Below are 25,152 nucleotides of genomic sequence, written 5' to 3'. Positions count from 1 at the left end.
GCCGGCTCTCGAAAGTTCGCGATGTCTGTCGATTCGGTCTTCCCACAGCTCGAAGCTCTGCTCCCGCATGTGCAGAAGCCCATCCAGTACGTCGGCGGTGAGCTGAACTCCACCGTCAAGCCGTGGGACGAGTGCGACGTCCGCTGGGCGCTGATGTACCCGGACGCGTACGAGGTCGGGCTGCCCAACCAGGGCGTCATGATCCTCTACGAGGTACTCAACGAGCGCCAGGGCGTCCTCGCCGAGCGCACCTACAGCGTCTGGCCGGACCTGGAAGCGCTGATGCGTGAGCACCAGGTGCCGCAGTTCACCGTGGACAGCCACCGCCCGGTCAAGGCGTTCGACGTCTTCGGGCTCAGCTTCTCCACCGAGCTGGGCTACACCAACATGCTCACCGCCCTGGACCTGGCCGGCATCCCGCTCGCCGCGAAGGACCGGGACATCGACGACCCGATCGTCCTCGCGGGCGGCCACGCCGCGTTCAACCCGGAGCCGATCGCGGAGTTCATCGACTGCGCGGTCATCGGCGACGGCGAGCAGGCGGTCCTGGAGATCACCGAGATCGTCCGCGCCTGGAAGGCCGAGGGCCGCCCCGGCGGCCGCGAGGAGGTGCTGTTCCGCCTCGCGAAGACCGGCGGCGTGTACGTCCCCGGCTTCTACGACGTGGAGTACCTCCCGGACGGCCGCATCGGCCGCGTCGTACCCAACAGGTCGGGCGTGCCGTGGCGGGTGTCCAAGCACACCGTCATGGACCTCGACGAGTGGCCCTACCCCAAGCAGCCCCTCGTCCCGCTTGCCGAGACCGTCCACGAGCGGATGTCCGTGGAGATCTTCCGCGGCTGCACCCGCGGCTGCCGCTTCTGCCAGGCCGGCATGATCACGCGCCCCGTGCGGGAGCGAAGCATCACCGGCATCGGCGAGATGGTGGAGAAGGGCCTCAAGGCGACCGGCTTCGAGGAGGTCGGCCTGCTCTCGCTGTCCTCCGCCGACCACACCGAGATCGGTGAGATCGCCAAGGGCCTCGCCGACCGCTACACCGACGACAAGATCGGCCTCTCGCTGCCGTCCACCCGCGTCGACGCGTTCAACGTGGACCTGGCCAACGAGCTGACCCGCAACGGGCGCCGCTCCGGTCTCACCTTCGCCCCCGAGGGCGGCTCCGAGCGCATGCGCAAGGTCATCAACAAGATGGTCTCGGAGGAGGACCTGATCCGCACGGTCGCCACCGCGTACGGCAACGGCTGGCGCCAGGTGAAGCTGTACTTCATGTGCGGGCTGCCCACCGAGACCGACGAGGACGTCCTCCAGATCGGCGACATGGCGGTCAACGTGATCGCCAAGGGCCGCGAGGTCTCCGGCCAGAACGACATCCGCTGCACGGTCTCCATCGGCGGCTTCGTGCCCAAGCCGCACACGCCGTTCCAGTGGGCGCCGCAGCTCAGCGCCGAGGAGACCGACGCCCGCCTCGCCAAGCTGCGGGACAAGATCCGCGGCGACAAGAAGTACGGCCGCTCGATCGGCTTCCGCTACCACGACGGCAAGCCCGGCATCGTGGAGGGCCTGCTCTCGCGCGGCGACCGCCGGGTCGGCTCCGTCATCCGCGCGGTCTACGAGGCCGGCGGCCGGTTCGACGGCTGGCGCGAGTACTTCAGCTACGACCTGTGGATGAAGAGCGCCGAGGCGACCCTGCCGGAGTTCGGCGTGGACGTCGACTGGTACACCACCCGCGAGCGGACCTACGAGGAGGTCCTGCCCTGGGACCACCTGGACTCGGGCCTCGACAAGGACTGGCTCTGGGAGGACTGGCAGGACTCGCTGGACGAGACCGAGGTCGAGGACTGCCGCTGGACGCCGTGCTTCGACTGCGGGGTGTGTCCGCAGCTCTCCACGAGTATCCAGATCGGTCCGACCGGCAAGAAGCTCCTGCCGCTCACGGTCGTGAAGTAGCGCGCCTGCGTGTGACAGGTCGGTGACGATGGCCCGGTCCGGGGAAACTCCCGGCCGGGCCTTCGCGTCATTGGGGGCATGGAACAGGGAAAGCACCGGGCGCCGGCGGAGTACGGCGCCCACCAGGCGCCCGCGCACTACGAGGGCGGCGACGGCTGCCTGACCACGCTCATCCGGATCCCGGTCCGGATCGTGGTGCTCCTCGTCGTCCTGCCGGTACGGATGGTGTGGGACGCCCTCGTCGTCACCGCCCGTGCCGCCGAACGGGTGCTGTTCCGCCCGCTCGGGCGCGCCCTGGCCTGGCTGTTCGACGTCCTGGTGGTGATCCCGGCGCGATGGCTGTGGCGCTGCGTGTGCGTCCCGCTGGGGCACGCGCTGGCGTGGCTGGCGCGGGCGGTGTTCGTCTGGCCGTGGGTCGCGCTCTGGCGCCACGTCGTGGTGCCCGTGGTCCGGTACGGGGTCGTGGTGCCGCTCCGATGGGTGTACGCGCACCTGCTCACCCCGCTCGGACGCGGGCTGCGGTGGCTGTACCGGGAGGTGCTGGTCCCGGCGGCGCGGTGGCTGGGCTCCGCCCTGAAGTGGCTGCTCGCCATGGTGTTCGTCATGCCGGTGGTGCTGCTGTGGCGGTACGTCCTGGTGCCCGTCGGGCTCGCCGTGGCCTGGCTGGTCCGGTACCTCGTGGTGGTCCCGCTCGTCTGGGTGTACCGGCGGGTGCTCACCCCGCTGGGCCACGGCATCGCCTGGGTGGTGGATCTGGCGATCCGGGGGATCGAGGCGTTCTTCCGGGGCCTCGGCGTCGTGCTGCGGTGGCTCGTCGTCGTGCTTCTCGTCACGCCCGTCGTCTGGGTGTACCGGCGTGTCCTGACCCCGGTCGGCAGGGAGATCGCCGCCGCGCTCGGCATCGCCTGGCAGGTCGCGGGACTCCTTTCCCGGGCGGTCGGCCGGGCGCTCGCCTGGCTCGCCCGAAACCTGATCGCCGCGCCGGTGCGCTGGGCGTACCGCACGGTGTGCGTCCCGGTCGGCCGCTTCGTGCGCGACGCCTTCCTGGCACCCGTCGGGCGGGCCCTGCGCGCGGTGGGCCGAACGACCCGCCAGACGCTGCGCGCGGCCCGGGAAACGGTCCGCCGGGCCAGGCGCGACGCCTGGCGCGCCCTGGTCGGCACGCCCGCCGAACCCGAGCCCGGGGAACCCGGAAGCCCCCTTGCGCGTACTCTGGGTAGTACAACGACCGTGCCCAGCGCGGCACCAGGACCAGAGTTCTCCCCGCTCCCGGAGAAATCCGCACAGCAGGGGTGAGCCGGGCCGGGCCGCCGGGCCACCCGTATTTCGAGGGCGGCGCGCCACCGCGCCCGCCCCGCACCGAGGAGAAGAACCACTGGGCAAGCGACAGCCCGAAGGCCCGCCGCCCGCACCGGCGGTGCAGCGCATCCGACTGCGCTACACCAAGCGCGGCCGCCTCCGGTTCACCAGCCACCGTGACTTCCAGCGTGCCTTCGAGCGGGCGCTGCGCCGCTCCCAGGTGCCCATGGCCTACTCGGCGGGCTTCACCCCGCACCCCAAGGTGTCGTACGCCAACGCCGCCCCCACCGGTACGGGCAGCGAGGCCGAGTTCCTGGAGATCGCCCTCACCGAGCCCCGTGACCCGGGTGTCCTGCGTGAGCTGCTCAACGAATCGATGCCGGACGGCCTGGACATCACGGACGCCGTCGAGGCCCGCACCTCGGGTCTCGCCGACCGGCTGACCGCCTCCGTCTGGGAGATCCGCCTGGACGGGGTGACCCCGCAGGAGGCGGAGAAGGCCGTGTCCGCCTTCAACGCGGCCAAGACCGTCGAGGTCGAGCGCCGTACGAAGAACGGCATGCGGACCTTCGACGCCCGTTCCGCCGTGGTCGACCTCCGGACCCTTGAGCTTCCGGCTGATAGGCCCGGTGACAGGGCCTGTGCGATACTGCGGCTGGTTGTTCGGCACGTGACACCTGCCGTACGACCTGACGACGTCCTGTCCGGTCTCCGCGTTGTGGCCGACCTGGCGCCGCCGGTCCCCGCAGCGGTGACCAGGCTGGCGCAGGGGCTCTTCGACGAGGAGTCCGGCACGGTGACCGACCCGCTCGCGCCCGACCGCGAGGCAGCCCCGGCCGCATCAACCACGGCCACCGGGACCGCCGCCGCGACGGCGCCCGAAGGTGCAGGTTCCGCGTAAGGCGGTCGTCGTAGCGCAGCCCTCGCGCTCGGGAGCCACCTGGGCCGGGCCGCGCGCTGACCCATAAGACTTTCGCCAGGCCGTCCGCACACCGCGTACGGAACCGGCGAGCCAAGATTCAGCTCCCGTGCGGCGCCCGCGCCCCGGACGGCGGTGCCGCGGCCACCCGCGGACCGGACCGGACCGGAATCAGGTGCGGCGCCCGGGAGCGCGACGGGAGAAACGCCCGCATGCCCCAGCCGAACGAACCCGGCACCGCCGGGAACGCAGAAGACAACAACACCCCCGGGGACAAGCTGCCCCCGCGCCGCAGGCGCCGCGCCGCCTCCCGCCCCGCCGGCCCGCCGTCGGCCGGGGCGCAGGCCGCCACCGACGCGTCGGCCATACCGGCCGTTGACGCCGCGGAGTCCCCGAGCAGCGCGGAACCGGCCGCCGCCGAGGCCGCGCCTGCCCGCCCCCGCCGCCGCGCGGTCCGCAAGGCCACGTCCCCGGCCGGCGCGCCGAAGGCCACCGAGCCGGCCGAGGCCGTGGCGCCCGTGACCGCCGTGCCGGCCGCCGCCGAGCCCGTGGCGGAGCCCGCCGCCGAGCCGGCCGCCGAGACCCCCCGCCGCCGCCGTGCCGTGCGCAAGGCCACATCGCCCGCCGGCGCGCCCGAGGCCGCCGAGCCGGCCGAGACCGTTGAGGAGGCCCCCGTCGTGGAGAGCCCCGAGTCTGCCGCCGAGAGCGCCGCTCCGGCGCGCCCGCGCCGCCGTGCCGTCCGCAAGGCCACCTCGCCCGCCGGCGCGCCGAAGGCCGCCGAGCCGGTCGAGATCGTCGAGGAGGCCCCCGTGGCGGAGAGCCCCGAGCCCGTCGCCGAGCCGGCCGCCGAGGCCCCCCGTCGCCGCCGTGCCGTGCGCAAGGCCACGTCGCCCGCCGGTGCGCCGAAGGCAGCCGAGAGCGTGACGGAGGCCGAGGAGGCCGCCGCCGAGCCGGTCGCCGAAGCCGTCGCCGAGCCCGCCGAGGCCCCGCGCGGCCGTACCCGCCGCCGGGCCTCCGCCCCGGCCGGTGCCCCGCAGGCCGCCGCGCCCGTGGCGCCGGCCGCCGAGGTCGCCGACGAGGCGGAGGAAGAGGCCGAAGAGGCCGTCGAGACGCCCGCCGAGCCGGCCGTCGTCGAGACGCCCGCCGAAACCCCCCGCAGCCGCCGCCGCGCCACGCGCAAGGCGACCTCGCCGGCCGGTGCGCCGAAGGCCGCCGTCGAGCAGCCCGTCGAGGCCCAGAACGGTGAGAGCCTGCCCGAGGCCGCCGTGGAGGAGCTGGCCGCCGAGCCCGTCGAGGTCGAGGAGGCGGCCCCGCGCGGCCGTCAGCGCCGCCGGGCCACCGCAGCCGCCGGCCGCCCCGAGTTCACCGCCGAGCCGGCAGAGCCCGCGCGCCGCGGTCGCCGGGCCGCCCGCCCGGCCGTGGCCGTCTTCCAGGCACCGGTCTTCGCCGAGCCGATGTTCCAGACCCCGGAGACCGCGGCCGCCGCCGCGGCCGCCGCCTCGCACGAGGAGCCCGAGGACGAGATCGCCCCGGTCCGCGAGGAGGCGCCCGCGCCCGCCGAGGCCGCGTCCCAGGGCGGTTCGCGCCGCCGTCGCCGCCGTCGCGGTGAGGCCGCCGAGGCCGACGCCGCCGAGACCGTGACCGCCGCCCCGGCGCAGGAGCAGGCCGAGGACGAGCAGGAGCCGGAGGCCGCGGCCGAGGCCGGGCAGGACGGCGAGGACACCGACGAGTACGGCGACCGTCCGTCGCGCCGCCGTCGCCGGGGCGGCCGTCGCCGTCGCCGGGGCGAGGCCGCCGAGGACGAGGGCGCCGAGCAGCACCCGGACGACGAGGCCGAGGACGAAGCCGAGGCCGCCCAGGAGACCGGGGACGAGGCCGACGAGGAGGACGACGAGCGCGAGTCCGCCGCCTCCGGCACGAGCAGCAGCCGCCGTCGCCGGCGCCGCCGTCGTCGCAGCGGTGACGCGGTCGCCGAGGCCGAGAACGGCTCGGACGACCCGGAGCGCACCGTCGTCAAGGTCCGCGAGCCCCGCAAGAAGGAGGAGCGGGAGCTCGGCACCGGCTTCGACGAGGTCCAGTCCATCAAGGGCTCGACCCGCATGGAGGCCAAGAAGCAGCGCCGCCGCGAGGGCCGCGAGCAGGGCCGCCGCCGGGTGCCGATCATCACCGAGGCCGAGTTCCTGGCGCGCCGCGAGGCCGTCGAGCGCGTCATGGTCGTCCGCCAGAGCGGCGAGCGCACCCAGATCGGCGTCCTCGAGGACAACGTGCTCGTGGAGCACTACGTCAACAAGGAGCAGGCCACCAGCTACGTCGGCAACGTCTACCTGGGCAAGGTCCAGAACGTGCTGCCGTCCATGGAGGCCGCCTTCGTCGACATCGGCAAGGGCCGCAACGCCGTCCTGTACGCCGGTGAGGTCAACTTCGAGGCGCTCGGCATGGCCCACGGGCCCCGCCGTATCGAGAGCGCGCTCAAGTCCGGCCAGTCCGTCCTGGTGCAGGTCACCAAGGACCCGATCGGCCACAAGGGCGCCCGCCTGACCAGCCAGGTCTCGCTGCCCGGCCGCTACCTGGTCTACGTGCCCGAGGGCTCGATGACCGGGATCAGCCGCAAGCTGCCCGACACCGAGCGCGCCCGGCTCAAGACCATCCTCAAGAAGATCGTCCCCGAGGACGCGGGCGTCATCGTGCGCACCGCCGCCGAGGGCGCGAGCGAGGACGAGCTGCGCCGTGACGTCGAGCGGCTGCAACAGCAGTGGGAGGACATCCAGAAGAAGGCGAAGGGCACCGGCAGCTCCAACGCCCCGACGCTCCTGTACGGCGAGCCGGACATGACCGTCCGGGTGGTCCGGGACATCTTCAACGAGGACTTCTCCAAGGTCATCGTCAGCGGCGACGACGCGTGGGAGACCATCCACGGCTACGTCTCGCACGTGGCGCCCGACCTGGTGGACCGGCTGTCGCGGTGGACCTCCGAGGTCGACATCTTCGCGACGTACCGGATCGACGAGCAGCTCATGAAGGCGCTGGACCGCAAGGTCTACCTGCCGAGCGGCGGCTCGCTGGTGATCGACAAGACCGAGGCGATGGTCGTGGTCGACGTCAACACCGGCAAGTTCACCGGCCAGGGCGGCAACCTGGAGGAGACGGTCACCAAGAACAACCTGGAGGCGGCCGAGGAGATCGTGCGCCAGCTCCGGCTGCGCGACCTCGGCGGCATCGTGGTGGTCGACTTCATCGACATGGTGCTGGAGTCCAACCGGGACCTGGTGCTGCGGCGTCTGCTGGAGTGCCTGGGCCGCGACCGTACAAAGCACCAGGTCGCCGAGGTCACCTCGCTCGGCCTGGTCCAGATGACCCGCAAGCGGGTCGGCCAGGGGCTGCTGGAGTCGTTCTCCGAGACCTGCGTCCACTGCAACGGCCGCGGTGTCATCGTCCACATGGAGCAGCCCACGTCCGTGGGCGGCGGCGGTGGCGGTGGCAAGCGCTCGAAGAAGCGCCGCGGCGGTGGTCAGGACCACGAGCACGACCATGTCCAGGAGCACACCGAGGCCGAGACCGAGGCCGAGGTGGCGGCGGAGGTCGCCGCGCCGGTGGCCCTGCCCGAGCCCGAGTTCGTCCCGGACGAGGAGCTGTACAGCAGCGCCGCCGAGGCCGAGGCCGCCGTCGCACGCGGCCGTGGCCGCCGCCGGGCCACCCGCAAGGCGTCGGCCCCGGCCGGCGCCCCGAAGACCTCCGCCGCCCCGGTGGAGGAGATCGTGGCCGAGCCGGCCGCCGAGCCGGAGCCCGTCGCGGCCCCGGAGCCGGTGGCCGAGACGCCCGAGGCCCCGCAGGGCCGGACGCGCCGCCGGGCCACCCGGAAGGCGACCGCCCCGGCGGGTTCGCCGGCCCCGGCCGAGGCGGCCGTGACCGAGCCGGCCCCGGCCCAGCCGGCCGAGCCCGCGCCGGCCGCCGAGGAGCCGGTCCCCGGCCCGGACCCGGTGGCCGCCGAGGACCCGGTGGTCGAGGCGTCGCACGCCGAGGCCCCGGCCGAGGAGCCGGCCGCGCCGCCGCGTGTCCGGCGCCGCGCCACCCGTAAGGTCAGCGCGCCCGCCGGTTCCCCCGCGGGAGCCGAGGAGGCCGCCGTCGTCGTCGTGGAAACCCCGGAGGCCCCCGAGGCCCCCGAGGCGGAGCCCGAGGCCGAGACGGCTCCGGCCAAGAAGGCGGCCCGCAAGACCGCCAAGAAGGCCACGGCCAAGAAGGCGGCCGTCAAGAAGACCGCGGCCAAGAAGACGGCCGCGAAGAAGACGACGGCCAAGAAGGCGGCGGCGAAGAAGACGGTGGCGGCGGAGCAGCAGACCGCCCCGGCCGTCACGGCCACGGCCGACGAGGACTGATCCGCCTCACGTGACACGGTCCGGCCGGTCCCGTCCCCCGGGACCGGCCGGCCGCGTCACGGCGCCGGGCCCTCCCGCCCCCGACACGAAAGCCCCACATGCGCAAGATCCAGAAGGCCGTCATACCGGCCGCCGGGCTCGGTACCCGGTTCCTGCCGGCGACGAAGGCGACTCCCAAGGAGATGCTGCCGGTCGTGGACAAGCCGGCGATCCAGTACGTCGTGGAGGAGGCCGCCGCCGCGGGGCTGAGCGACGTACTGATGATCACCGGGCGCAACAAGCGCGCGCTGGAGGACCACTTCGACCGGAACTACGAGCTGGAGTCGGCGCTGACCCGCAAGGGCGACGCCGAGCGGCTGGTCCGGGTCCAGGAGTCGAGCGACCTCGCGACCATGCACTACGTACGCCAGGGCGACCCGCGCGGCCTCGGCCACGCCGTCCTGTGCGCGGAGCCCCATGTGGGCGACGAGCCCTTCGCGGTGCTCCTGGGCGACGACCTGATCGACCCGCGCGACCCGCTGCTGACCAGGATGACCGAGATCCAGGAGCGCGAGGGCGGCAGCGTCGTCGCGCTGATGGAGGTGGCGCCCGAACAGAGCCACCTCTACGGGTGCGCGGCGGTGGAGCCCACGCCCGAGGACGGCATCGTCCGGGTCACCGGCCTGGTCGAGAAGCCGGAGCCGGGCGACGCGCCCAGCAACCTCGCGGTCATCGGCCGCTACGTCCTGGACCCCGCCGTCTTCGCCGTGCTGCGCGAGACCGAGCCGGGCCGGGGCGGCGAGATCCAGCTGACCGACGCGCTCCAGCAGCTCGCCGCCGACGAGAAGCTCGGCGGCCCGGTGCACGGCGTGGTCTTCCGGGGCCGGCGCTACGACACCGGCGACCGCGGCGACTATCTGCGTGCCATCGTCCGCCTCGCCTGCGAGCGCGAGGACCTGGGCCCCGACTTCCGTACCTGGTTGCGCGCCTACGTGGCGTCGGAACTCTGACCCGCCCGGCGCGCCCCGTACACCTGATTCCGGACACCCGTAACACCGCACCGAGGAGAACCCCATGATCGGCATGATTCTGGCCGCCGGCGCCGGCCGTCGTCTGCGCCCCTACACCGACACGCTGCCCAAGGCGCTCGTGCCCGTCGGCCCCGAGGGCGACGAGGAGAGCCTGACCGTCGTCGATCTGACGCTCGGCAACTTCGCCGAGGTCGGCCTGACCGAGGTCGCGATCATCGTGGGCTACCGCAAGGAGGCCCTGTACGAGCGCAAGGCGGCGCTGGAGGCCAAGTACGGCGTCAGTATCACGCTGATCGACAACGACAAGGCCGAGGAGTGGAACAACGCCTACTCCCTGTGGTGCGGCCGGGACGCCCTCAAGAACGGCGTCATCCTCGCCAACGGCGACACCGTGCACCCGGTCTCCGTCGAGAAGACGCTGCTGGCCGCCCGCGGCGACGGCAAGAAGATCATCCTTGCCCTCGACACGGTGAAGTCCCTCGCCGACGAGGAGATGAAGGTCGTCGTGGAGGACGGCAAGGGCGTCCGGCGGATCACGAAGCTGATGGACCCGGCCGAGGCCACCGGTGAGTACATCGGCGTCACCCTCATCGAGGGCGAGGCGGCCGAGGAGCTGGCCGACGCGCTGAAGACCACCTTCGAGCGCGACCCGGACCTCTACTACGAGGACGGCTACCAGGAGCTCGTCAACCGCGGCTTCAAGGTCGACGTGGAGCCGATCGGCGACGTCAAGTGGGTCGAGATCGACAACCACGAGGACCTGGCCAAGGGCAGGAAGATCGCGTGCCAGTACTGACCCGGCTGATACCCGCGCCGGTCGTCGTCGACATCCGGGCCGGGGCCCTCGCGGATCTGGCGGGCGTCCTCGCCGATCAGCGGATCTCCGGCTCGGGCAAGCTGGCGGTCGCGATCAGCGGGGGTTCCGGCCGGGCCCTGCGGGAACGGCTCACGGACACCCTGCCGGGCGCCTCCTGGTTCGAGGTGGGCGGCGGCACGCTGAACGACGCCGTGAAGCTCGCCGAGGCCATGAAGTCCGGGCGGTACGACGCCGTGGTCGGCCTCGGCGGCGGCAAGATCATCGACTGCGCCAAGTTCGCCGCGGCGCGTGTCGGCCTGCCCCTGGTGGCCGTGGCGACGAACCTGTCCCACGACGGGCTGTGCTCCCCGGTCGCGACGCTGGACAACGACGCGGGCCGGGGCTCGTACGGGGTGCCGAACCCGATCGCCGTGGTCATCGACCTCGACGTCATCCGCGAGGCCCCCGTCCGCTTCGTGCGGTCCGGGATCGGGGACGCGCTGTCCAACATCTCGGCCGTGGCCGACTGGGAGCTGGCCCACCGGGTCAACGGCGAGGACATCGACGGCCTGGCCGCCGCGATGGCCCGGCAGGCCGGCGAGGCCGTGCTGCGCCACCCCGGCGGCCTGGGCGACGACGCGTTCCTCCAGGTGCTGGCGGAGGGCCTGGTGCTCACCGGGATCTCGATGTCGGTGGCCGGTGACAGCCGCCCGGCCTCCGGCGCCTGCCACGAGATCAACCACGCCTTCGACCTGCTCTTCCCCAAGCGGGCCGCCAGCCACGGCGAGCAGTGCGGGCTCGGCGCGGCGTTCGCGATGCATCTGCGCGGCGCCGTCCAGGAGTCCGTACGCATGACCCGGGTGCTGCGGCGCCACGGGCTGCCGGTCACCGCCGAGGACATGGGTTTCGACGTGGAGGAGTTCGTACAGGTGGTCGCGTTCGCGCCGAAGACCCGGCCGGGCCGGTACACGATCCTGGAACACCTGAACCTGTCGGAGGACGGGATCAGGGACGCGTACGCCGAGTACGTCAGGAGCGCCGCCCTCTGAGCGGGGCCCGGTTTGACCGGCTGTGCGAGGCCCCGTAACCTGGACCGTCGGCGTTTGTTCGCCACACCTCTGAGCACCGACCTCCCGCTCGTACGGGAGAGGCCGCTCGTCCACTCCGGATCGTCACGGGTTCACGGACCCGTGTGAGCGGCTGGCATCAGGGGTTTCCGCTTCGAGTGAGAGTGAGATCCGCGTGTACGCCATCGTGCGCAGCGGTGGTCGCCAGCACAAGGTTGCTGTCGGCGACATCGTTGAGGTTGACAAGATTTCCACTGCCAAGGTTGGCGACACGGTAGAGCTCTCTACCCTGCTCGTTGTCGACGGCGACGCCGTGACCAGCGACCCGTGGGTGCTCGACGGCATCAAGGTCCAGGCCGAGGTCGTGGACCACCACAAGGGCGCGAAGATCGACATCCTTCGCTACAAGAACAAGACCGGCTACCGCCGTCGCCAGGGTCACCGCCAGCAGTACACGGCGATCAAGGTCACCGGTATTCCCGCGGCTGCGAAGTAAGGGACTGAGAACACATGGCACACAAGAAGGGCGCATCGTCCACCCGGAACGGGCGCGACTCCAATGCTCAGCGGCTCGGCGTGAAGCGCTTCGGCGGCCAGGCCGTCAACGCCGGTGAGATCCTGGTCCGCCAGCGCGGCACCCACTTCCACCCGGGCACGGGCGTCGGCCGTGGCGGCGACGACACGCTGTTCGCCCTCGCCGCCGGTGCGGTCGAGTTCGGCACGCACCGTGGCCGCAAGGTCGTGAACATCGTTCCGATCGCCGGCTGAATTCCCGGCGCTCGTAGAGCGGTTTGACGTGGAGGCGGACCTCACTTCCCGAAGAGGGAAGTGGGTCCGCCTTTCGCGTGTTGCCCTTACGGGGGCGAGCGAAGTTTTTCCGCAGGTATGCAACTGGAGGTTCCACCCATGACCACCTTCGTGGACCGCGTCGAACTGCATGTCGCCGCGGGTAACGGAGGCCACGGCTGTGCCTCCGTTCACCGTGAGAAGTTCAAGCCGCTCGGCGGCCCGGACGGCGGCAACGGCGGACGTGGTGGCGATGTGACCCTGGTCGTCGACCAGGCCGTCACCACGCTCCTCGACTACCACCACCACCCCCACCGCAAGGCCACCAACGGTCAGCCCGGCGGCGGCGACCACCGCACCGGCAAGGAGGGCCAGGACCTCGTCCTGCCCGTTCCGGACGGCACCGTCGTCCTCGACCGCCAGGGCAACGTGCTCGCCGACCTGGTCGGCCAGGGCACCGCCTTCGTCGCGGGCCAGGGCGGCCGCGGCGGCCTCGGCAACGCCGCGCTGGCCTCCGCCCGGCGCAAGGCCCCCGGCTTCGCGCTGCTCGGGGAGCCCGGCGAGGCCCGCGACATCGTCCTGGAGCTCAAGACCGTCGCCGACGTGGCCCTCGTGGGCTACCCGAGCGCCGGCAAGTCCTCGCTGATCTCGGTCCTCTCGGCCGCGAAGCCGAAGATCGCGGACTACCCGTTCACCACCCTCGTCCCGAACCTGGGCGTGGTCACCGCCGGCGAGACCGTCTACACCATCGCGGACGTCCCCGGCCTGATCCCGGGCGCCAGCCAGGGCAAGGGCCTCGGCCTGGAGTTCCTGCGCCACGTCGAGCGCTGCTCGGTGCTCGTCCACGTACTGGACACGGCGACGCTGGAGTCCGACCGCGACCCGGTCTCCGACCTCGACATGATCGAGGAGGAGCTGAAGCTGTACGGGGGCCTTGAGGACCGGCCCCGCATCGTCGTCCTCAACAAGATCGACATCCCGGACGGGCAGGACCTCGCGGACATGATCCGCCCCGACCTGGAGGCGCGCGGCTACCGTGTCTTCGAGGCGTCCGCCGTCGCCAGGACCGGGCTCAAGGAGCTGTCCTTCGCCCTGGCCGGCATCATCGCCGAGGCGCGCGCCGCCAAGCCGACGGAGGAGGCCACCCGTATCGTCATCCGGCCCAAGGCCGTGGACGACGCCGGGTTCAGCGTCACGCTGGAGGAGGACGGCATCTACCGGGTGCGCGGCGAGAAGCCGGAGCGCTGGGTGCGTCAGACCGACTTCAACAACGACGAGGCCGTCGGCTACCTCGCGGACCGGCTCGCCCGGCTCGGTGTCGAGGACCAGCTGCGCAAGGCCGGGGCCCGGGCGGGCGACGGCGTGGCGATCGGCGCCGAGGACAACGCGGTCGTCTTCGACTGGGAGCCGACGGTGACCGCCGGCGCGGAGATGCTGGGCCGCCGTGGCGAGGACCACCGCCTGGAGGAGCCGCGTCCGGCCGCTCAGCGCCGCCGCGACCGCGAGGCGGAGCGCGACGAGGTCGCCGAGGAGTACCGGGACTTCGACCCGTTCTCGTAGAGCCCGGCAACGACCGCGGGCCCGGTCCCTTCCGACGTTCGGAAGGGACCGGGCCCGCGGTCGTCTCTCCGGAGCCTCAGACCCGGGCCGACGCCTCGGCGGGGGAGGGGGCCGGGGTGCGCTCGGCGAGCGGGACCACCGGCAGCAGGGCCTCCTCGCCCAGGAACACCTTGCGCACCACGCGCTCGGCGGCCCGCCCGTCGTCGTAGTCGCAGTAGCGCTCCCGGAACACCGCGCGCAGTGCCGCCGCCTTCTCGTCGCACCACTCCTTCGAGCCCAGGATCTCGGTCAGCCGCTCCTGGGTCGTCGCGACGGCGCCCGGGGGCTCGGCCATCAGGTCGAAGTAGGTGCCGCGTACCACCCGGTAGGTCTCCCAGTCGTCCGCGTGGATGACGATGGGCCGGTCCAGGTTCGCGTAGTCGAACATCGCCGAGGAGTAGTCGGTGATCAGGGCGTCGGCGGCGAGGTAGAGCCGTTCGACGTCGCCGTGCGCGGAGACGTCGATGATCCGGCCGCCGGCCTGGAGCTCGGCCAGTCGGCCGGTGGGCTTGTAGAAGTAGTGCCCGCGCACCAGGAGGGTGACGTCCGGGCCAAGGTCCTCGGCCAGCTTCGACAGGTCGAGCCGGGGCGCGAACGACTTCTCGTACTCGCGGTGGGTCGGCATGTACAGGAAGGCGGTCGTGCCGTCCGCGAGGCCCAGCTCCCGCCGGGCCGCCAGGACGTCCGCCGCGGTGGCGTTGACCAGCACGTCGTTGCGCGGGTAGCCGGTCTCCAGCGTCTTGTACCGGCAGGGGTAGACCCGCTCCCAGACGGTGGTCGAGAACCGGTTGGACGAGAGGCTGAAGTCCCAGCGGTCGCACCGGCGGAGCAGCTTCTCCATGTCCATGTTGGTGGACGCCGGGTACTGCGCCTGGTCCAGGCCCATCGTCTTCAGCGGGGTGCCGTGGTGGGTCTGGAGGTGGATCTGGCCCTCGCGCTTGACGATGGTGTCGCCGAAGTTGACGTTGTTCGTCAGGTACTTGGCGCGGGCCATGACCGCCCAGTACTCGCGGGAGCCGACGATCACCTTCTCGACGCCCTCGGGCACCCGGTCGCGGTGCTCGGCGCGCACCGCCCAGACCCGGCGCACCTGCGGCGCGAGCCGGCCCAGCTCGGCCTCGACGGCCGCGGGGTTGCAGGAGTAGCCGCGGCCCCAGTACGCGGAGAACACGGCCAGGTTCTCGTCCACCGGCATCCGCAGCTGGGACCGGTAGAACATGCCGAGGGCCGCGCGCTTGGCCCGGCCGATACGGGCCTGCCCGCCCAGCCGCGCACGGTGGCGGACGTTGTTGGCGCGGGTCAGGCCGAAGAACGCGGAGTACGAGTCGACGCCGAGCAGCGCGTACTTGTAACCGCGCCCGCCCGGCGGCCGCTCGAAGCCCTCCGGGAGCCGGGCGCGGTAGTCCTTCGCGGCCCGGTGGAAGAACTCGGCGCGCGCGTTGCGCGGCAGCCTGCCCGGCTTCTCCAGCACGGTCAGGAAGTGGTCGACCATCTTCCGGAACAGCGCCGGGCGCCAGGAGCCGAGATCCGGCCGCTCGTCCAGGAACGCGAACACGCGGTCGTACTGGTCGAAGACGTCGAAGTGCTTCCGGCTGACCGTGCGCAGGATGTTGCCGCCCTCACGCCGCTGCCGGTACATCACGCAGGAGCGGTCGAGCACCGCGATGCGCTCCGCCGCGATGAGCGAGCTGTACGTCCACGGCGCGTCCTCGTAATAACCGGGCGGGAACTGGAACCCGTACCGGGTGACGAAATCACGGCGGTACGCCTTGTTCCACACGATCTGGAGCAGGTCCAGGAGCTCCGGGCGCTCGGCGAGCGAGAAGACGTCCGGGCCGTCCTCGGTCATCAGGTCGGAGCGCTTGTTGCGCAGCAGCCGCCCGTCCCAGTAGGTCCGGGTGTAGTCGTAGATCAGGATGTCCGGGTCGCCGGTCGCGTCGAGCCGGGCCGCGATGGCCGACAGCGAGCCGGGTGCCAGGGTGTCGTCGCTGTCCAGGAAGAGGACGTAGTCACCGGTCGCCTGTTCGAGACCTGCGTTGCGCGCACGGCCCAGGCCGACGTTCTCCGTGAGGTGCAGCACACGCAGCCGTTCGTCGCGGGCCGCGTAGGTGTCGAGGATCGCGCCGGAACCGTCCGGGGAGCAGTCGTCGACGCCGATGACCTCGAAGTCGGAGAAGTCCTGCCCGAGCACGGAGTCCAGACACTCCCCGATGTACCCCTGCACGTTGTACGCAGGCACGATGAGTGTCAGTCGAGGCATCGTCCACCAGTTCCAGAGGGCTGTCCGCAGGGGCTGTACGAGGGGCGCGGTCGGACCGTGCGACAGTGGTCGGCGTCCGGCACCCGGACAGCGTAATTGATCGCCCCGGCCGCCTCCGGGGGTGCCGGGGGGCCTTCCGCGTAGGGTGGAACGCCGACGGGGCGCAGCAGCTGATGAGGAGACGCACGAACATGACCTGGATGGTTACGGGTGGGGCGGGGTTCATCGGCGCGCACGTGGTGCGCGCGATGGTCGCCGGTGGTCAGCGGGTGGTCGTGTTCGACGACCTGTCGACCGGCAGCGCCGACAAGGTGCCCGACGGAGTGCCCCTGGTGACCGGCACGGTCCTCGACCGCGAGGCGCTGGACGCGGCGATCCGCGAGCACGGGGTGACCGGCGTGGTGCACGTCGCGGGCAAGAAGCAGGTCGGCGAGTCCGTCGAGCGGCCCCTGTACTACTACAAGGAGAACGTCACCGGCCTGGAGATCCTGCTGGAGAGCATGGTCGCCGCGGGCGTCGACCGGCTGGTGTTCTCCTCGTCGGCCGCCGTCTACGGCATGCCCGACGTCGACCTCGTCACCGAGACGACTCCCTGCGCGCCGATGAGCCCGTACGGCGAGACCAAGCTGGTCGGCGAGTGGCTGATCCACGCCGCCGCCAAGGCCCACGGGCTGCGCGCCGCCTCGCTGCGCTACTTCAACGTGGCGGGCGCCGCATCGCCGGAGCTGGCCGACGCGGGCGTCTTCAACCTCGTCCCGATGGTCTTCGAGCGCCTGGAGGCCGGCGAGGCCCCGCGCGTCTTCGGCGACGACTACGACACGCCCGACGGCACCTGCGTCCGCGACTACATCCACGTCGAGGACATCGCCTCCGCGCACCTCGCCGCCGCCCGCCGGCTGGAGGAGGCCGAGGCCGGTACGGACCTCACGCTGAACATCGGCCGCGGCGAGGGCAGCTCGGTCCGCGAGATGGTCGACCGCATCCTCAAGGTCACGGGCAACGAGGACGCCGCCGTCGAGGTCTCCGCCCGCCGCCCCGGCGACCCGGCGCGGGTGGTCGCCTCCGCCGAGCGCATCCGCGAGGAGCTGGGCTGGTCGGCGCGGTACGGCGTGGACGAGATGATCGAGTCCGCCTGGCAGGGCTGGCGCCTGCGCCACCCGTAAGGCACGGCCGTACGAAGGGCCCGGCACCGCTCCCCGAGGGGGCGGTGCCGGGCCCTTCGCGTGCCGCAGGCGGTCCGGGTTACGGGGTGCCGTCACTTTTCCTCCGGATGTGGCGGCAATGGGCGGGCAAGGACCGTTTTGTTCGCGGAAGCGCCGCCGAATCTCAGTAAGGTCGCCCCAGGGCGCGGCTCCAGGCCGCCGCCGTCTCATCGGTCACATCTCATCGTGGGGGCAGGAACTGTGAAGGCTCTCGTACTTTCCGGTGGGGCCGGCACCCGGCTTCGTCCCATCACCCATACCTCGGCGAAACAGCTGGTGCCGGTGGCGAACAAGCCGGTGCTGTTCTACGGCCTGGAGGCCATCGCGGAGGCCGGCATCACCGAGGTCGGCATCATCGTGGGCGACACCGAGGAGGAGATCCGCGCGGCGGTCGGCGACGGTTCGCGCTTCGGTATCGACGTCACCTACATCCGGCAGGCCGAACCCCTCGGCCTCGCCCACGCGGTCCTCGTCGCGCAGCGCTTCCTGGGGAACGACGACTTCGTGATGTACCTGGGCGACAACTTCATCGTCGGGGGGATCGCGGACCTGGTCGAGGAGTTCCGCGCGGACCGGCCCGACGCGCAGATCCTGCTGACCCGGGTGCCCGACCCGACCTCGTTCGGCGTCGCGGAACTGGACGGTGACGGCAGGGTGGTGGCCCTGGAGGAGAAGCCGGAGCACCCCAAGAGCGACCTCGCGCTCGTCGGCGTCTACCTCTTCACCCCGGCCGTCCACGAGGCCGTCCGCTCGATCCGCCCCTCCTGGCGCGGCGAGCTGGAGATCACCCACGCCATCCAGTGGCTCATCGACCGGGAACGCGATGTGCGCTCCACGATCATCCGCGGCTACTGGAAGGACACCGGCAACGTCACCGACATGCTGGAGGTCAACCGGACCGTGCTGGAGGGCGTCGAGCCGTGCACCGACGGCGCGTACGTCGACGCCGAGAGCGAGATCATCGGCCGCGTGCTGGTCGAACCGGGCGCCCGGGTCACCCGCAGCCGGATCGTCGGGCCCGCCGTCATCGGGACCGGGTCGGTGATCAGCGACGCCTATGTCGGCCCGTTCACCTCGGTCGCCCAGAACTGCCGCATCGAGGACAGCGAGATCGAGTACTCCATCGTCCTCGGGGGCGCCTCCATCGACGGGGTGAGGCGCGTGGAGGCATCGCTGATCGGCCACGACGTCGAGGTGACGCCCGCGCCCCGCAGCCCGTCCGCCCACCGACTCGTCCTCGGCGACCACAGCAAGGTGCAGATCTCCTCATGACCGGTACGCGCATCCTCGTCACCGGAGGCGCCGGCTTCATCGGCTCCCACTACGTCCGTACGCTGCTCGGCCCGGACGGCCCCGGCGACGTCTCCGTCACCGTGCTCGACGCCCTCACCTATGCGGGCAACCCGGCCAACCTGGACGAGGTCCGGGGCCGTCCGGGCTTCGCCTTCGTGCACGGTGACATCTGCGACGCGGAGCTGGTGGGGCGGCTCATGGCCGGGCACGACCAGGTGGTGCACTTCGCCGCCGAGTCCCACGTGGACCGCTCCATCGACGGCGGCGCCGCCTTCGTGCGTACGAATGTCGTGGGCACCCACACGCTGGTCAGCGCCGCGCACGAGGCGGGCGTCCGCACCTTCGTCCACGTCTCCACCGACGAGGTCTACGGTTCGATCGACGAGGGCTCCTGGACCGAGGAGGAACCCCTCGCGCCCAACTCCCCGTACTCCGCGTCCAAGGCGTCGAGCGACCTCATCGCCCTGGCGTACCACCGCACCCACGGCCTCGACGTGCGCGTCACCCGCTGCTCCAACAACTACGGGCACCACCACTTCCCCGAGAAGGTCATCCCGCTCTTCGTCACCAACCTCCTGGAGGGCCGGCCCGTCCCGCTCTACGGCGACGGCGCCCATGTCCGCGACTGGCTGCACATCGACGACCACGTCCAGGGCCTCGAACTCGTCCGCACCAAGGGCCGTCCCGGCGAGGTCTACAACATCGGCGGCGGCACCGAACTCTCCAACAAGGAGCTCACCCGGCTGCTCCTGGAGGCGTGCGACGCCGACTGGGACACCGATGTGATCCACGTCGAGGACCGCAAGGGCCACGACCGGCGGTACTCCGTCGACTGCACCAAGATCCGCGAGGAGCTGGGTTACGCGCCCCGCAAGGACTTCGCGGCCAGCCTCGCCGAGACCGTCCGCTGGTACCGCGAGAACCGCTCCTGGTGGGAACCGCTCAAGGAGAGGGCCGCCCTGTGAGGCCGCGCTGGCTGGTCACCGGGGCCGGCGGCATGCTCGGCCGGGACCTGACGCACGCTCTGGCCCGCGAGGGCGCCACCGTCGTCGCGGCGGACCGCGCGGCCCTGGACATCGCCGACCCGGCGCAGGTCCGCGCCGTGTTCGACGCCCACCGGCCCGCCGTCGTCGTGAACTGCGCCGCCTGGACCGCCGTGGACGACGCGGAGAGCCGGGAGGCCGAGGCACTCCGCGTCAACGGCACCGGACCCGCCGTCCTCGCCGACGCCTGCCGCGCCCACGGCAGCGTGCTGCTGCACGTCTCCACCGACTACGTGTTCGCGGGCGACGCCGACCGGCCGTACCCGGAGGACGCCCCGACCGCCCCCCGCAGCGCGTACGGCCGCACCAAACTGGCCGGGGAGCGCGCGGTCCTGGAGACCCTGCCGGACACCGGGTACGTCGTGCGGACGGCCTGGCTCTACGGCGCGGGCGGCGCCAACTTCGTCCGTACGATGATCAGGCTGGAAGCCGTCAAGGGCACCCTCGACGTGGTGGACGACCAGCACGGACAGCCCACCTGGACCGCCGACCTCGCCTCCCGGCTGGTGCTGCTGGGCCGCGCCGCGCTGGACGGCACCGCCCCGGCGGGCGTCTACCACGGCACCAGCGGCTCCGCGACGACCTGGTGCGGCCTGGCCCGCGAGGTCTTCCGGCTGCTGGGCGCCGACCCGGCCCGCGTCCGCCCGGTCAGCAGCGCCGCCTTCGCCAGACCCGCGCCCCGGCCCGCGTACAGCGTGCTCGCGCACGACCGCTTCCGGGCCGCCGGGATCGACCCCGTCCGGGACTGGCGGGAGGCGCTGCACGCGGCCTTCCCCGCGCTCCTCGCCGCCGAACGCCCCGGTCAGCGCCCGGCCGGGCTGAGCGACGGCTCGTCGGCCAGGGCCCCCCGGGCCACCGGACCGTCCGCGCGCAGCCGCGCGTAGTACGCCTCGCACGCCGCGTACGAGGGCAGCAGCCCGCGCTCCTCGGCCTCGGCGAGCTTCGGGGCCGCGGCGTCCTTCGGTGAGAGCAGCGGCGCGATGTCCGCGGGCCACTCGATGCCCAGGGCCGGGTCGAGCGGGTCGACGCCGTGCTCCCGCTCCGGCGCGTACCCCTCGGAGCAGAGATAGAGCACGCACGCGTCGTCGGTCAGCGCCATGAACCCGTGCCCGAGCCCCTCCGCGAGATAGACCGCCCGGTGGTCGGTGTCGTCCAGCCGGACCGCCTCCCACCGCTGGTACGTGGGCGAGCCGGTGCGTACGTCCACGATCACGTCCAGCACCGCGCCCCGCACGCACTTGACGTACTTCGCCTGGCCCGGCGGCACGTCCGCGAAGTGGATCCCGCGCAGCGTGCCCCGCCGCGAGCTGGAGAAGTTGGCCTGCGCGAGCCCCAGCGTGTGGCCGGACGCCGCCCCCAGGTCCGCGGCCCTGAACCACTCGTGGAAGCTGCCGCGGCCGTCCGGGAAGACCGTGGGCTCGTGCACCCAGGCCCCGGGAACGGAGAGCCGTCGCATGCGATCACATCCTGTTCGCAGTCCGCGGGGCCTCCTGCCGGCCCCGGTGTCTCTGCCCAACGAGTCCAGGGGGCGAACAGACACGGAACGGGATATAAGGCGACGAAAAGGCTTCCACTGCGCGGAACGCGAAGGCGCCGGATTCAGCTCTCGCGTAGATTGCGGGGTCCAGCGAGCGAATGCGGGGGACCGGGTGTCAGGGGCAAGGCAGGGCGTGACGGAAGCCCGCAGGATCGTGGTCAAGGTCGGTTCCTCCTCCCTCACCACCGCCGCCGGCGGCCTCGACGCCGACCGCGTCGACGCCCTGGTCGACGTACTGGCCAAGGTCCGCGACGGCGGCGAACGCGAGGTCGTCCTCGTCTCCTCCGGCGCCATCGCGGCCGGACTCGCCCCGCTCGGACTGCACCGCAGGCCCAAGGACCTGGCCCGCCAGCAGGCCGCCGCCAGCGTCGGCCAGGGGCTGCTCGTCGCCCGTTACACCGCCTCCTTCGCCCGCTACGGCATCCGCGTCGGCCAGGTTCTGCTCACCAGCAACGACACCAGCCGCCGCGCCCACTACCGCAACGCCTACCGCACCCTCGACCAGCTCCTGGACATGGGCGCGCTGCCCGTCGTCAACGAGAACGACACCGTCGCCACGGACGAGATCCGGTTCGGCGACAACGACCGGCTCGCCGCCCTCGTCGCCCACCTGGTCCGCGCCGACCTGCTGGTCCTCCTCTCCGACGTGGACGGCCTCTACGACGGCGACCCGAGCATCCCCGGCACCACCCGCATCGCCCAGGTCACCGGCCCCGCCGACCTGGCCGGGGTCAGCATCGGCAGCGCGGGCAAGGCGGGCGTCGGCACCGGCGGCATGGTCACCAAGGTCGAGGCCGCCCGGATCGCCACCGCCGCCGGAATCCCCGTCGTCCTCACCTCCGCGAGCCACGCCGCCGACGCGCTCGCCGGCCGCGACACCGGCACCTACTTCCACCGCACCGGCCGCCGCTCCGCCGATCGGCTCCTCTGGCTCGCCCACGCCTCGACCCCGCGCGGCTCGCTGACCCTGGACGACGGGGCGGTGCAGGCGGTCGTGGAGCGCCACAGCTCGCTGCTGCCGGCCGGGATCGCTTCGGTGGAGGGCGAGTTCACCGCGGGGGACCCGGTGGAGCTGCGCGACCTGCGGGGGCGGCCCGTGGCGCGCGGGCTCGTCAACTTCGACGCCAAGGAGATGCCGCGGCTCCTCGGCCGCTCCACCCGGGACCTCGCCCGGGACCTCGGGCCCGCCTACGAACGCGAGGTCGTACACAGGGACGATCTCGTCCTCCTGCACGGCTGACGCCCCCCGAAACGGCTGAAAGTCCAGCCTTCGGACCGAGACCTTCACGAAAACCGCCCCAGACCGGGCCGCGGGCTGGTCCACTTTGTAGCAGGGAAACTGCGGGGTACAGCAAAAGCAACACATCACAGGAGGCCGCCGGTGAGACGAGCGCGCCCGGGGGCGCCGCCCCGAGGAACGGGTGGCCGCACCCTGACCAGTGTGGGAGCGGGGGCCGGCTTCGACGGGAGCGGGCCCGCGGACCGGAGGGACGAGCGCCCCGCCCGGCCCGAGCCGAGACCTGCCGGCCGGGAGCACACCCCGTCGAAGCTGTGGCACGTCACCCTCTGCGTCTCGGGGACCGAGTTCCCGCTGAAGGAGGTCAGGCGCGGGCTCGAACAGCTCGCGCACGACCACCCCTTCCTGCTGACCAGCCGTTATGCCAACGACCACGCGGAGATCCGCTACTGGGAGGAGGCCCGCGACCTGCACGACGCGGCGGCGGTGGCCCTGCGGCTGTGGGGCGAGCACCGCTCCACGGCCGGCCTGCCGCCCTGGGCGATCGTCGGCCTCGAAGTCATCGACCGCGAGACCTACCACCAGCGCGTCGCCGAGGGATACGGGCCCCCTCCGGCAGCCCCGGTCGGCGTCCACCCGTACTGACCGGCCCCCGCCGGTGGAACGGCCGTCTCGCATCACGGGATGCGTGCGGAATGCCCGCAGGGCGCGCACTACTCTGCGGGCATGACCACGCTCTCGCCGTACGACAACATGTCTCCCGTGGCCCAGGCCGCCTACCGGGCCCGCTCCGCCGCCGCCGACATCGCGCCACTTCCGCGCGCGGCGAAGGACGACGCTCTCCTGGCGATCGCCGACGCGCTGGAAGTGCGGACGAGCGACATCCTCGCGGCCAACGCGGAGGACGTGGCGCGCGCCCGCGAGGCGGGCACCAGCGAATCCGTCGTGGACCGGCTGACCCTCACTCCGGAGCGCATCCGCGCCATCGCCGCCGACGTACGGCACGTCGCCGCCCTGCCCGACCCGGTCGGCGAGGTGGTGCGGGGCTCGACCCTGCCCAACGGCATCGACCTGCGCCAGGTCCGGGTGCCGCTCGGCGTCGTCGGGATCATCTACGAGGCCCGGCCCAACGTGACCGTGGACGCCGCGGCCCTCTGCCTGAAGTCGGGCAACGCCGTCCTGCTGCGCGGCTCATCCTCCGCCTTCGCGTCGAACACCGCCCTGGTGCGGGTGCTGCGCGACGCCGTGGGCGGCTCCGGACTGCCGGCCGACGCGGTGCAGTTGGTCCCGGGCGAGAGCCGTGACTCGGTGCGCGAGCTGATGCGCGCCCGGGGCCTCGTGGACGTGCTCATCCCGCGCGGCGGCGCCTCGCTGATCCGCACGGTGGTCGAGGAGTCCACCGTCCCCGTCATCGAGACCGGCACCGGAAACTGCCATGTGTACGTCGACGCGCAGACCGACCTGGACATGGCCGTGGAGATCCTGGTCAACTCCAAGGCCCAGCGCCCCAGCGTCTGCAACGCCGCCGAGACCCTGCTCGTCCACAAGGACGTGGCCGACGCCTTCCTGCCGCGCGCGCTGGACGCCCTGGCCGAGGCCGGCGTGACCGTGCACGGCGACGAACGGGTGCTGGAGTACGCCGAGGGCTCCAAGGCGACCGTGGTGGCGGCGACCCCGGAGGACTGGGAGACCGAGTACCTCTCGTACGACATCGCGGCGGCCGTCGTGGAGTCGCTGGACGCGGCCGTGGCGCACATCCGGCTCTGGTCGTCCGGCCACACCGAGGCCATCGTGACCACCTCGCAGGCCGCCGCCCGCCGCTTCACCCAGCTGGTGGACTCCACCACGGTGGCCGTCAACGCCTCGACCCGGTTCACCGACGGAGGGCAGTTCGGTTTCGGCGCCGAGATCGGCATCTCCACGCAGAAGCTGCACGCCAGGGGCCCCATGGGCCTGCCCGAACTGACGTCGACCAAGTACATCGTCACCGGCGACGGCCACGTGAGGTGACCCGGTGACAGGCGAATGCGCCGTCTCTCTGCCCAAAGCGGTCCGCCGGGGCTAGTCTGAAACCGTGGCGGACGACGCGGGGGGCAGGCCGTACCCGAACGGCTGGGAGCCCGACGACGACCGCGGGGGCGCGGACGAGGACTTCGCCTCCGTGGTGTTCGACGAGGACTTCGTACGGGCCGCCGAGTTCCACGAACCGACTGCCGTCGAGCGGCTGCTGGCAGCGGCCGAGGCGCGTGCGGAGGCCGACGCCCGGCACGCCGGCGCCCGCGGCGGCCCCTTCGACGACGAGCTGTACGACGAGGGCTACGGTCCGGGCGGCTACGGCGGCCCGGACGGCTACGACCCGCTCGACGCGGACGACTTCCACGAGCACGGCCCCTACGGGCGCCACGGCGGCGCGCTGCGCCCGTACCGGGGGGCGGCCCGCTGGCACCGGCCGGTCGCCTGGCTGCTGGCCGTCCTGATGGGCGTCGGCATGGTCGCCCTGGCCTTCAGCGCCGTCTACCGCAACAGCTCGGGGGACCGGCAGGACCAGGTCCCGCCCCCGGCCTCCACCGGTGTGGACAGCGCGCCGGGCCCCGGCCCCGGCTCCGCCCCCTCCGACGCGGACGACCACTCCCGCCCGATGGTCTCCGCCGTCCCGCGCACCCCCTGACCCGCACCCCCCTCGCCCGGACGGCCCCGTCCTCCGTCCGGCGGCCCATCGGAACTCCCCGGTGGTTGCCGGGCGTCACCGCGTTTACCGTCGTCGTGTTCGACCCACCCTGAAGG

Annotated in this window: 20 protein-coding genes; 18 read left to right on the top strand and 2 right to left on the bottom strand. The window is 72.6% G+C overall.

Features of this window, described 5'->3' with window-relative positions; all coding sequences use genetic code 11:
• The first annotated feature begins 21 nt into the window (after nucleotides 1-21).
• The 10 genes from ACLQ2N_RS08675 (at nucleotide 22) to obgE (ending at nucleotide 13,757) form a co-directional block, all read left to right on the top strand.
• Nucleotides 22-1,947, top strand: a complete 1,926-nt coding sequence (locus ACLQ2N_RS08675) for a TIGR03960 family B12-binding radical SAM protein (RefSeq protein ID WP_425810741.1) — start codon at nucleotides 22-24, stop codon at nucleotides 1,945-1,947.
• Nucleotides 1,948-2,025: 78 nt separating this feature from the next.
• The gene (locus ACLQ2N_RS08670; RefSeq protein ID WP_425810739.1) at nucleotides 2,026-3,243 is read left to right on the top strand and encodes a hypothetical protein; all 1,218 of its coding nucleotides are present in this window, start codon (nucleotides 2,026-2,028) and stop codon (nucleotides 3,241-3,243) included.
• A gap of 121 nt (nucleotides 3,244-3,364) precedes the next feature.
• The gene (locus ACLQ2N_RS08665) at nucleotides 3,365-4,147 is read left to right on the top strand and encodes a TIGR03936 family radical SAM-associated protein (RefSeq protein ID WP_425810737.1); all 783 of its coding nucleotides are present in this window, start codon (nucleotides 3,365-3,367) and stop codon (nucleotides 4,145-4,147) included.
• A gap of 230 nt (nucleotides 4,148-4,377) precedes the next feature.
• Nucleotides 4,378-8,538, top strand: a complete 4,161-nt coding sequence (locus ACLQ2N_RS08660; RefSeq protein ID WP_425810735.1) for an Rne/Rng family ribonuclease — start codon at nucleotides 4,378-4,380, stop codon at nucleotides 8,536-8,538.
• 98 nt (nucleotides 8,539-8,636) lie between these two features.
• Complete coding sequence (gene galU / locus ACLQ2N_RS08655) at nucleotides 8,637-9,527, top strand: UTP--glucose-1-phosphate uridylyltransferase GalU (protein ID WP_425810733.1); 891 nt, start codon at nucleotides 8,637-8,639, stop codon at nucleotides 9,525-9,527.
• A 64-nt stretch (nucleotides 9,528-9,591) separates the two neighbouring features.
• Entirely contained in the window at nucleotides 9,592-10,344 is a 753-nt protein-coding gene (locus ACLQ2N_RS08650; RefSeq protein ID WP_425810731.1) for a sugar phosphate nucleotidyltransferase, read from the top strand.
• Nucleotides 10,332-11,393, top strand: a complete 1,062-nt coding sequence (locus tag ACLQ2N_RS08645; protein WP_425810729.1) for an iron-containing alcohol dehydrogenase family protein — start codon at nucleotides 10,332-10,334, stop codon at nucleotides 11,391-11,393. The genes ACLQ2N_RS08650 and ACLQ2N_RS08645 overlap by 13 nt, the downstream gene beginning before the upstream one ends.
• Nucleotides 11,394-11,586: 193 nt before the next feature.
• Nucleotides 11,587-11,907 carry a 50S ribosomal protein L21 gene (gene rplU, locus ACLQ2N_RS08640; protein WP_014045903.1) on the top strand — a complete coding sequence of 107 codons (321 nt, stop codon included), beginning with the start codon at nucleotides 11,587-11,589 and terminating at the stop codon, nucleotides 11,905-11,907.
• Between the two features lie 14 nt (nucleotides 11,908-11,921).
• Nucleotides 11,922-12,179: a 50S ribosomal protein L27 gene (rpmA, locus tag ACLQ2N_RS08635; RefSeq protein ID WP_018103204.1), complete on the top strand. Its 258-nt coding sequence runs from the start codon at nucleotides 11,922-11,924 to the stop codon at nucleotides 12,177-12,179.
• A gap of 138 nt (nucleotides 12,180-12,317) precedes the next feature.
• Nucleotides 12,318-13,757: a GTPase ObgE gene (gene obgE, locus ACLQ2N_RS08630; RefSeq protein WP_425810725.1), complete on the top strand. Its 1,440-nt coding sequence runs from the start codon at nucleotides 12,318-12,320 to the stop codon at nucleotides 13,755-13,757.
• A gap of 76 nt (nucleotides 13,758-13,833) precedes the next feature.
• Here the strand turns inward: obgE and ACLQ2N_RS08625 are convergent, their stop codons facing one another.
• Nucleotides 13,834-16,056, bottom strand: a complete 2,223-nt coding sequence (locus ACLQ2N_RS08625) for a bifunctional glycosyltransferase/CDP-glycerol:glycerophosphate glycerophosphotransferase (protein ID WP_425810723.1) — start codon at nucleotides 16,054-16,056, stop codon at nucleotides 13,834-13,836.
• Nucleotides 16,057-16,247: 191 nt separating this feature from the next.
• Here ACLQ2N_RS08625 and galE point away from each other — a divergent pair, with 191 nt between their 5' ends.
• From galE to rfbD, 4 genes are all read left to right on the top strand, one after another.
• On the top strand, nucleotides 16,248-17,219 hold the full coding sequence (galE, locus tag ACLQ2N_RS08620; RefSeq protein ID WP_425810721.1) for a UDP-glucose 4-epimerase GalE: 972 nt from the start codon (nucleotides 16,248-16,250) through the stop codon (nucleotides 17,217-17,219).
• Between the two features lie 240 nt (nucleotides 17,220-17,459).
• Nucleotides 17,460-18,530 carry a glucose-1-phosphate thymidylyltransferase gene (locus ACLQ2N_RS08615; protein ID WP_425810719.1) on the top strand — a complete coding sequence of 357 codons (1,071 nt, stop codon included), beginning with the start codon at nucleotides 17,460-17,462 and terminating at the stop codon, nucleotides 18,528-18,530.
• Complete coding sequence (gene rfbB, locus ACLQ2N_RS08610) at nucleotides 18,527-19,516, top strand: dTDP-glucose 4,6-dehydratase (RefSeq protein ID WP_425810717.1); 990 nt, start codon at nucleotides 18,527-18,529, stop codon at nucleotides 19,514-19,516. The genes ACLQ2N_RS08615 and rfbB overlap by 4 nt, the downstream gene beginning before the upstream one ends.
• A complete protein-coding gene (rfbD, locus tag ACLQ2N_RS08605; protein WP_425810715.1) occupies nucleotides 19,513-20,478 on the top strand; it encodes a dTDP-4-dehydrorhamnose reductase in 966 nt (321 codons plus the stop codon). The genes rfbB and rfbD overlap by 4 nt, the downstream gene beginning before the upstream one ends.
• On the opposite strand, the gene rfbC is transcribed toward rfbD, so the two are convergent.
• Nucleotides 20,397-21,050: a dTDP-4-dehydrorhamnose 3,5-epimerase gene (rfbC, locus tag ACLQ2N_RS08600; RefSeq protein ID WP_425810713.1), complete on the bottom strand. Its 654-nt coding sequence runs from the start codon at nucleotides 21,048-21,050 to the stop codon at nucleotides 20,397-20,399. The two genes, rfbD and rfbC, sit on opposite strands and share 82 nt — an antisense overlap.
• A gap of 214 nt (nucleotides 21,051-21,264) precedes the next feature.
• On the opposite strand from rfbC, the gene proB reads away from it, so the two are divergent.
• The 4 genes from proB to ACLQ2N_RS08580 all read left to right on the top strand — a co-directional run bounded on the left by proB (nucleotide 21,265) and on the right by ACLQ2N_RS08580 (nucleotide 25,036).
• A complete protein-coding gene (gene proB, locus ACLQ2N_RS08595) occupies nucleotides 21,265-22,371 on the top strand; it encodes a glutamate 5-kinase (RefSeq protein ID WP_425810711.1) in 1,107 nt (368 codons plus the stop codon).
• Nucleotides 22,372-22,512: 141 nt separating this feature from the next.
• A complete protein-coding gene (locus ACLQ2N_RS08590; RefSeq protein WP_164404473.1) occupies nucleotides 22,513-23,013 on the top strand; it encodes a hypothetical protein in 501 nt (166 codons plus the stop codon).
• A gap of 81 nt (nucleotides 23,014-23,094) precedes the next feature.
• The gene (locus tag ACLQ2N_RS08585; protein ID WP_164404472.1) at nucleotides 23,095-24,378 is read left to right on the top strand and encodes a glutamate-5-semialdehyde dehydrogenase; all 1,284 of its coding nucleotides are present in this window, start codon (nucleotides 23,095-23,097) and stop codon (nucleotides 24,376-24,378) included.
• A gap of 64 nt (nucleotides 24,379-24,442) precedes the next feature.
• Complete coding sequence (locus tag ACLQ2N_RS08580) at nucleotides 24,443-25,036, top strand: hypothetical protein (RefSeq protein WP_425810709.1); 594 nt, start codon at nucleotides 24,443-24,445, stop codon at nucleotides 25,034-25,036.
• Nucleotides 25,037-25,152 lie beyond the last annotated feature (116 nt).

Origin of the sequence: Streptomyces sp. DT224 (assembly GCF_049844595.1) — a bacterium.
Classification (GTDB): Bacteria; Actinomycetota; Actinomycetes; order Streptomycetales; family Streptomycetaceae; genus Streptomyces.
This window is presented reverse-complemented; position numbering and strand designations above follow the sequence as displayed.

Bases quoted from the DNA above. Each gene is read 5' to 3' on its own strand.
- ACLQ2N_RS08675 (WP_425810741.1), top strand. From the start codon at position 22: ATGTCTGTCGATTCGGTCTTCCCACAGCTCGAAGCTCTGCTCCCGCAT.
- ACLQ2N_RS08650 (WP_425810731.1), top strand. From the start codon at position 9,592: ATGATCGGCATGATTCTGGCCGCCGGCGCCGGCCGTCGTCTGCGCCCC.
- obgE (WP_425810725.1), top strand. From the start codon at position 12,318: ATGACCACCTTCGTGGACCGCGTCGAACTGCATGTCGCCGCGGGTAAC.
- rfbC (WP_425810713.1), bottom strand. From the start codon at position 21,050: ATGCGACGGCTCTCCGTTCCCGGGGCCTGGGTGCACGAGCCCACGGTC.
- ACLQ2N_RS08670 (WP_425810739.1), top strand. From the start codon at position 2,026: ATGGAACAGGGAAAGCACCGGGCGCCGGCGGAGTACGGCGCCCACCAG.
- ACLQ2N_RS08625 (WP_425810723.1), bottom strand. From the start codon at position 16,056: ATGCCTCGACTGACACTCATCGTGCCTGCGTACAACGTGCAGGGGTAC.
- rpmA (WP_018103204.1), top strand. From the start codon at position 11,922: ATGGCACACAAGAAGGGCGCATCGTCCACCCGGAACGGGCGCGACTCC.
- ACLQ2N_RS08660 (WP_425810735.1), top strand. From the start codon at position 4,378: ATGCCCCAGCCGAACGAACCCGGCACCGCCGGGAACGCAGAAGACAAC.
- rfbB (WP_425810717.1), top strand. From the start codon at position 18,527: ATGACCGGTACGCGCATCCTCGTCACCGGAGGCGCCGGCTTCATCGGC.
- ACLQ2N_RS08585 (WP_164404472.1), top strand. From the start codon at position 23,095: ATGACCACGCTCTCGCCGTACGACAACATGTCTCCCGTGGCCCAGGCC.
- galE (WP_425810721.1), top strand. From the start codon at position 16,248: ATGACCTGGATGGTTACGGGTGGGGCGGGGTTCATCGGCGCGCACGTG.
- galU (WP_425810733.1), top strand. From the start codon at position 8,637: ATGCGCAAGATCCAGAAGGCCGTCATACCGGCCGCCGGGCTCGGTACC.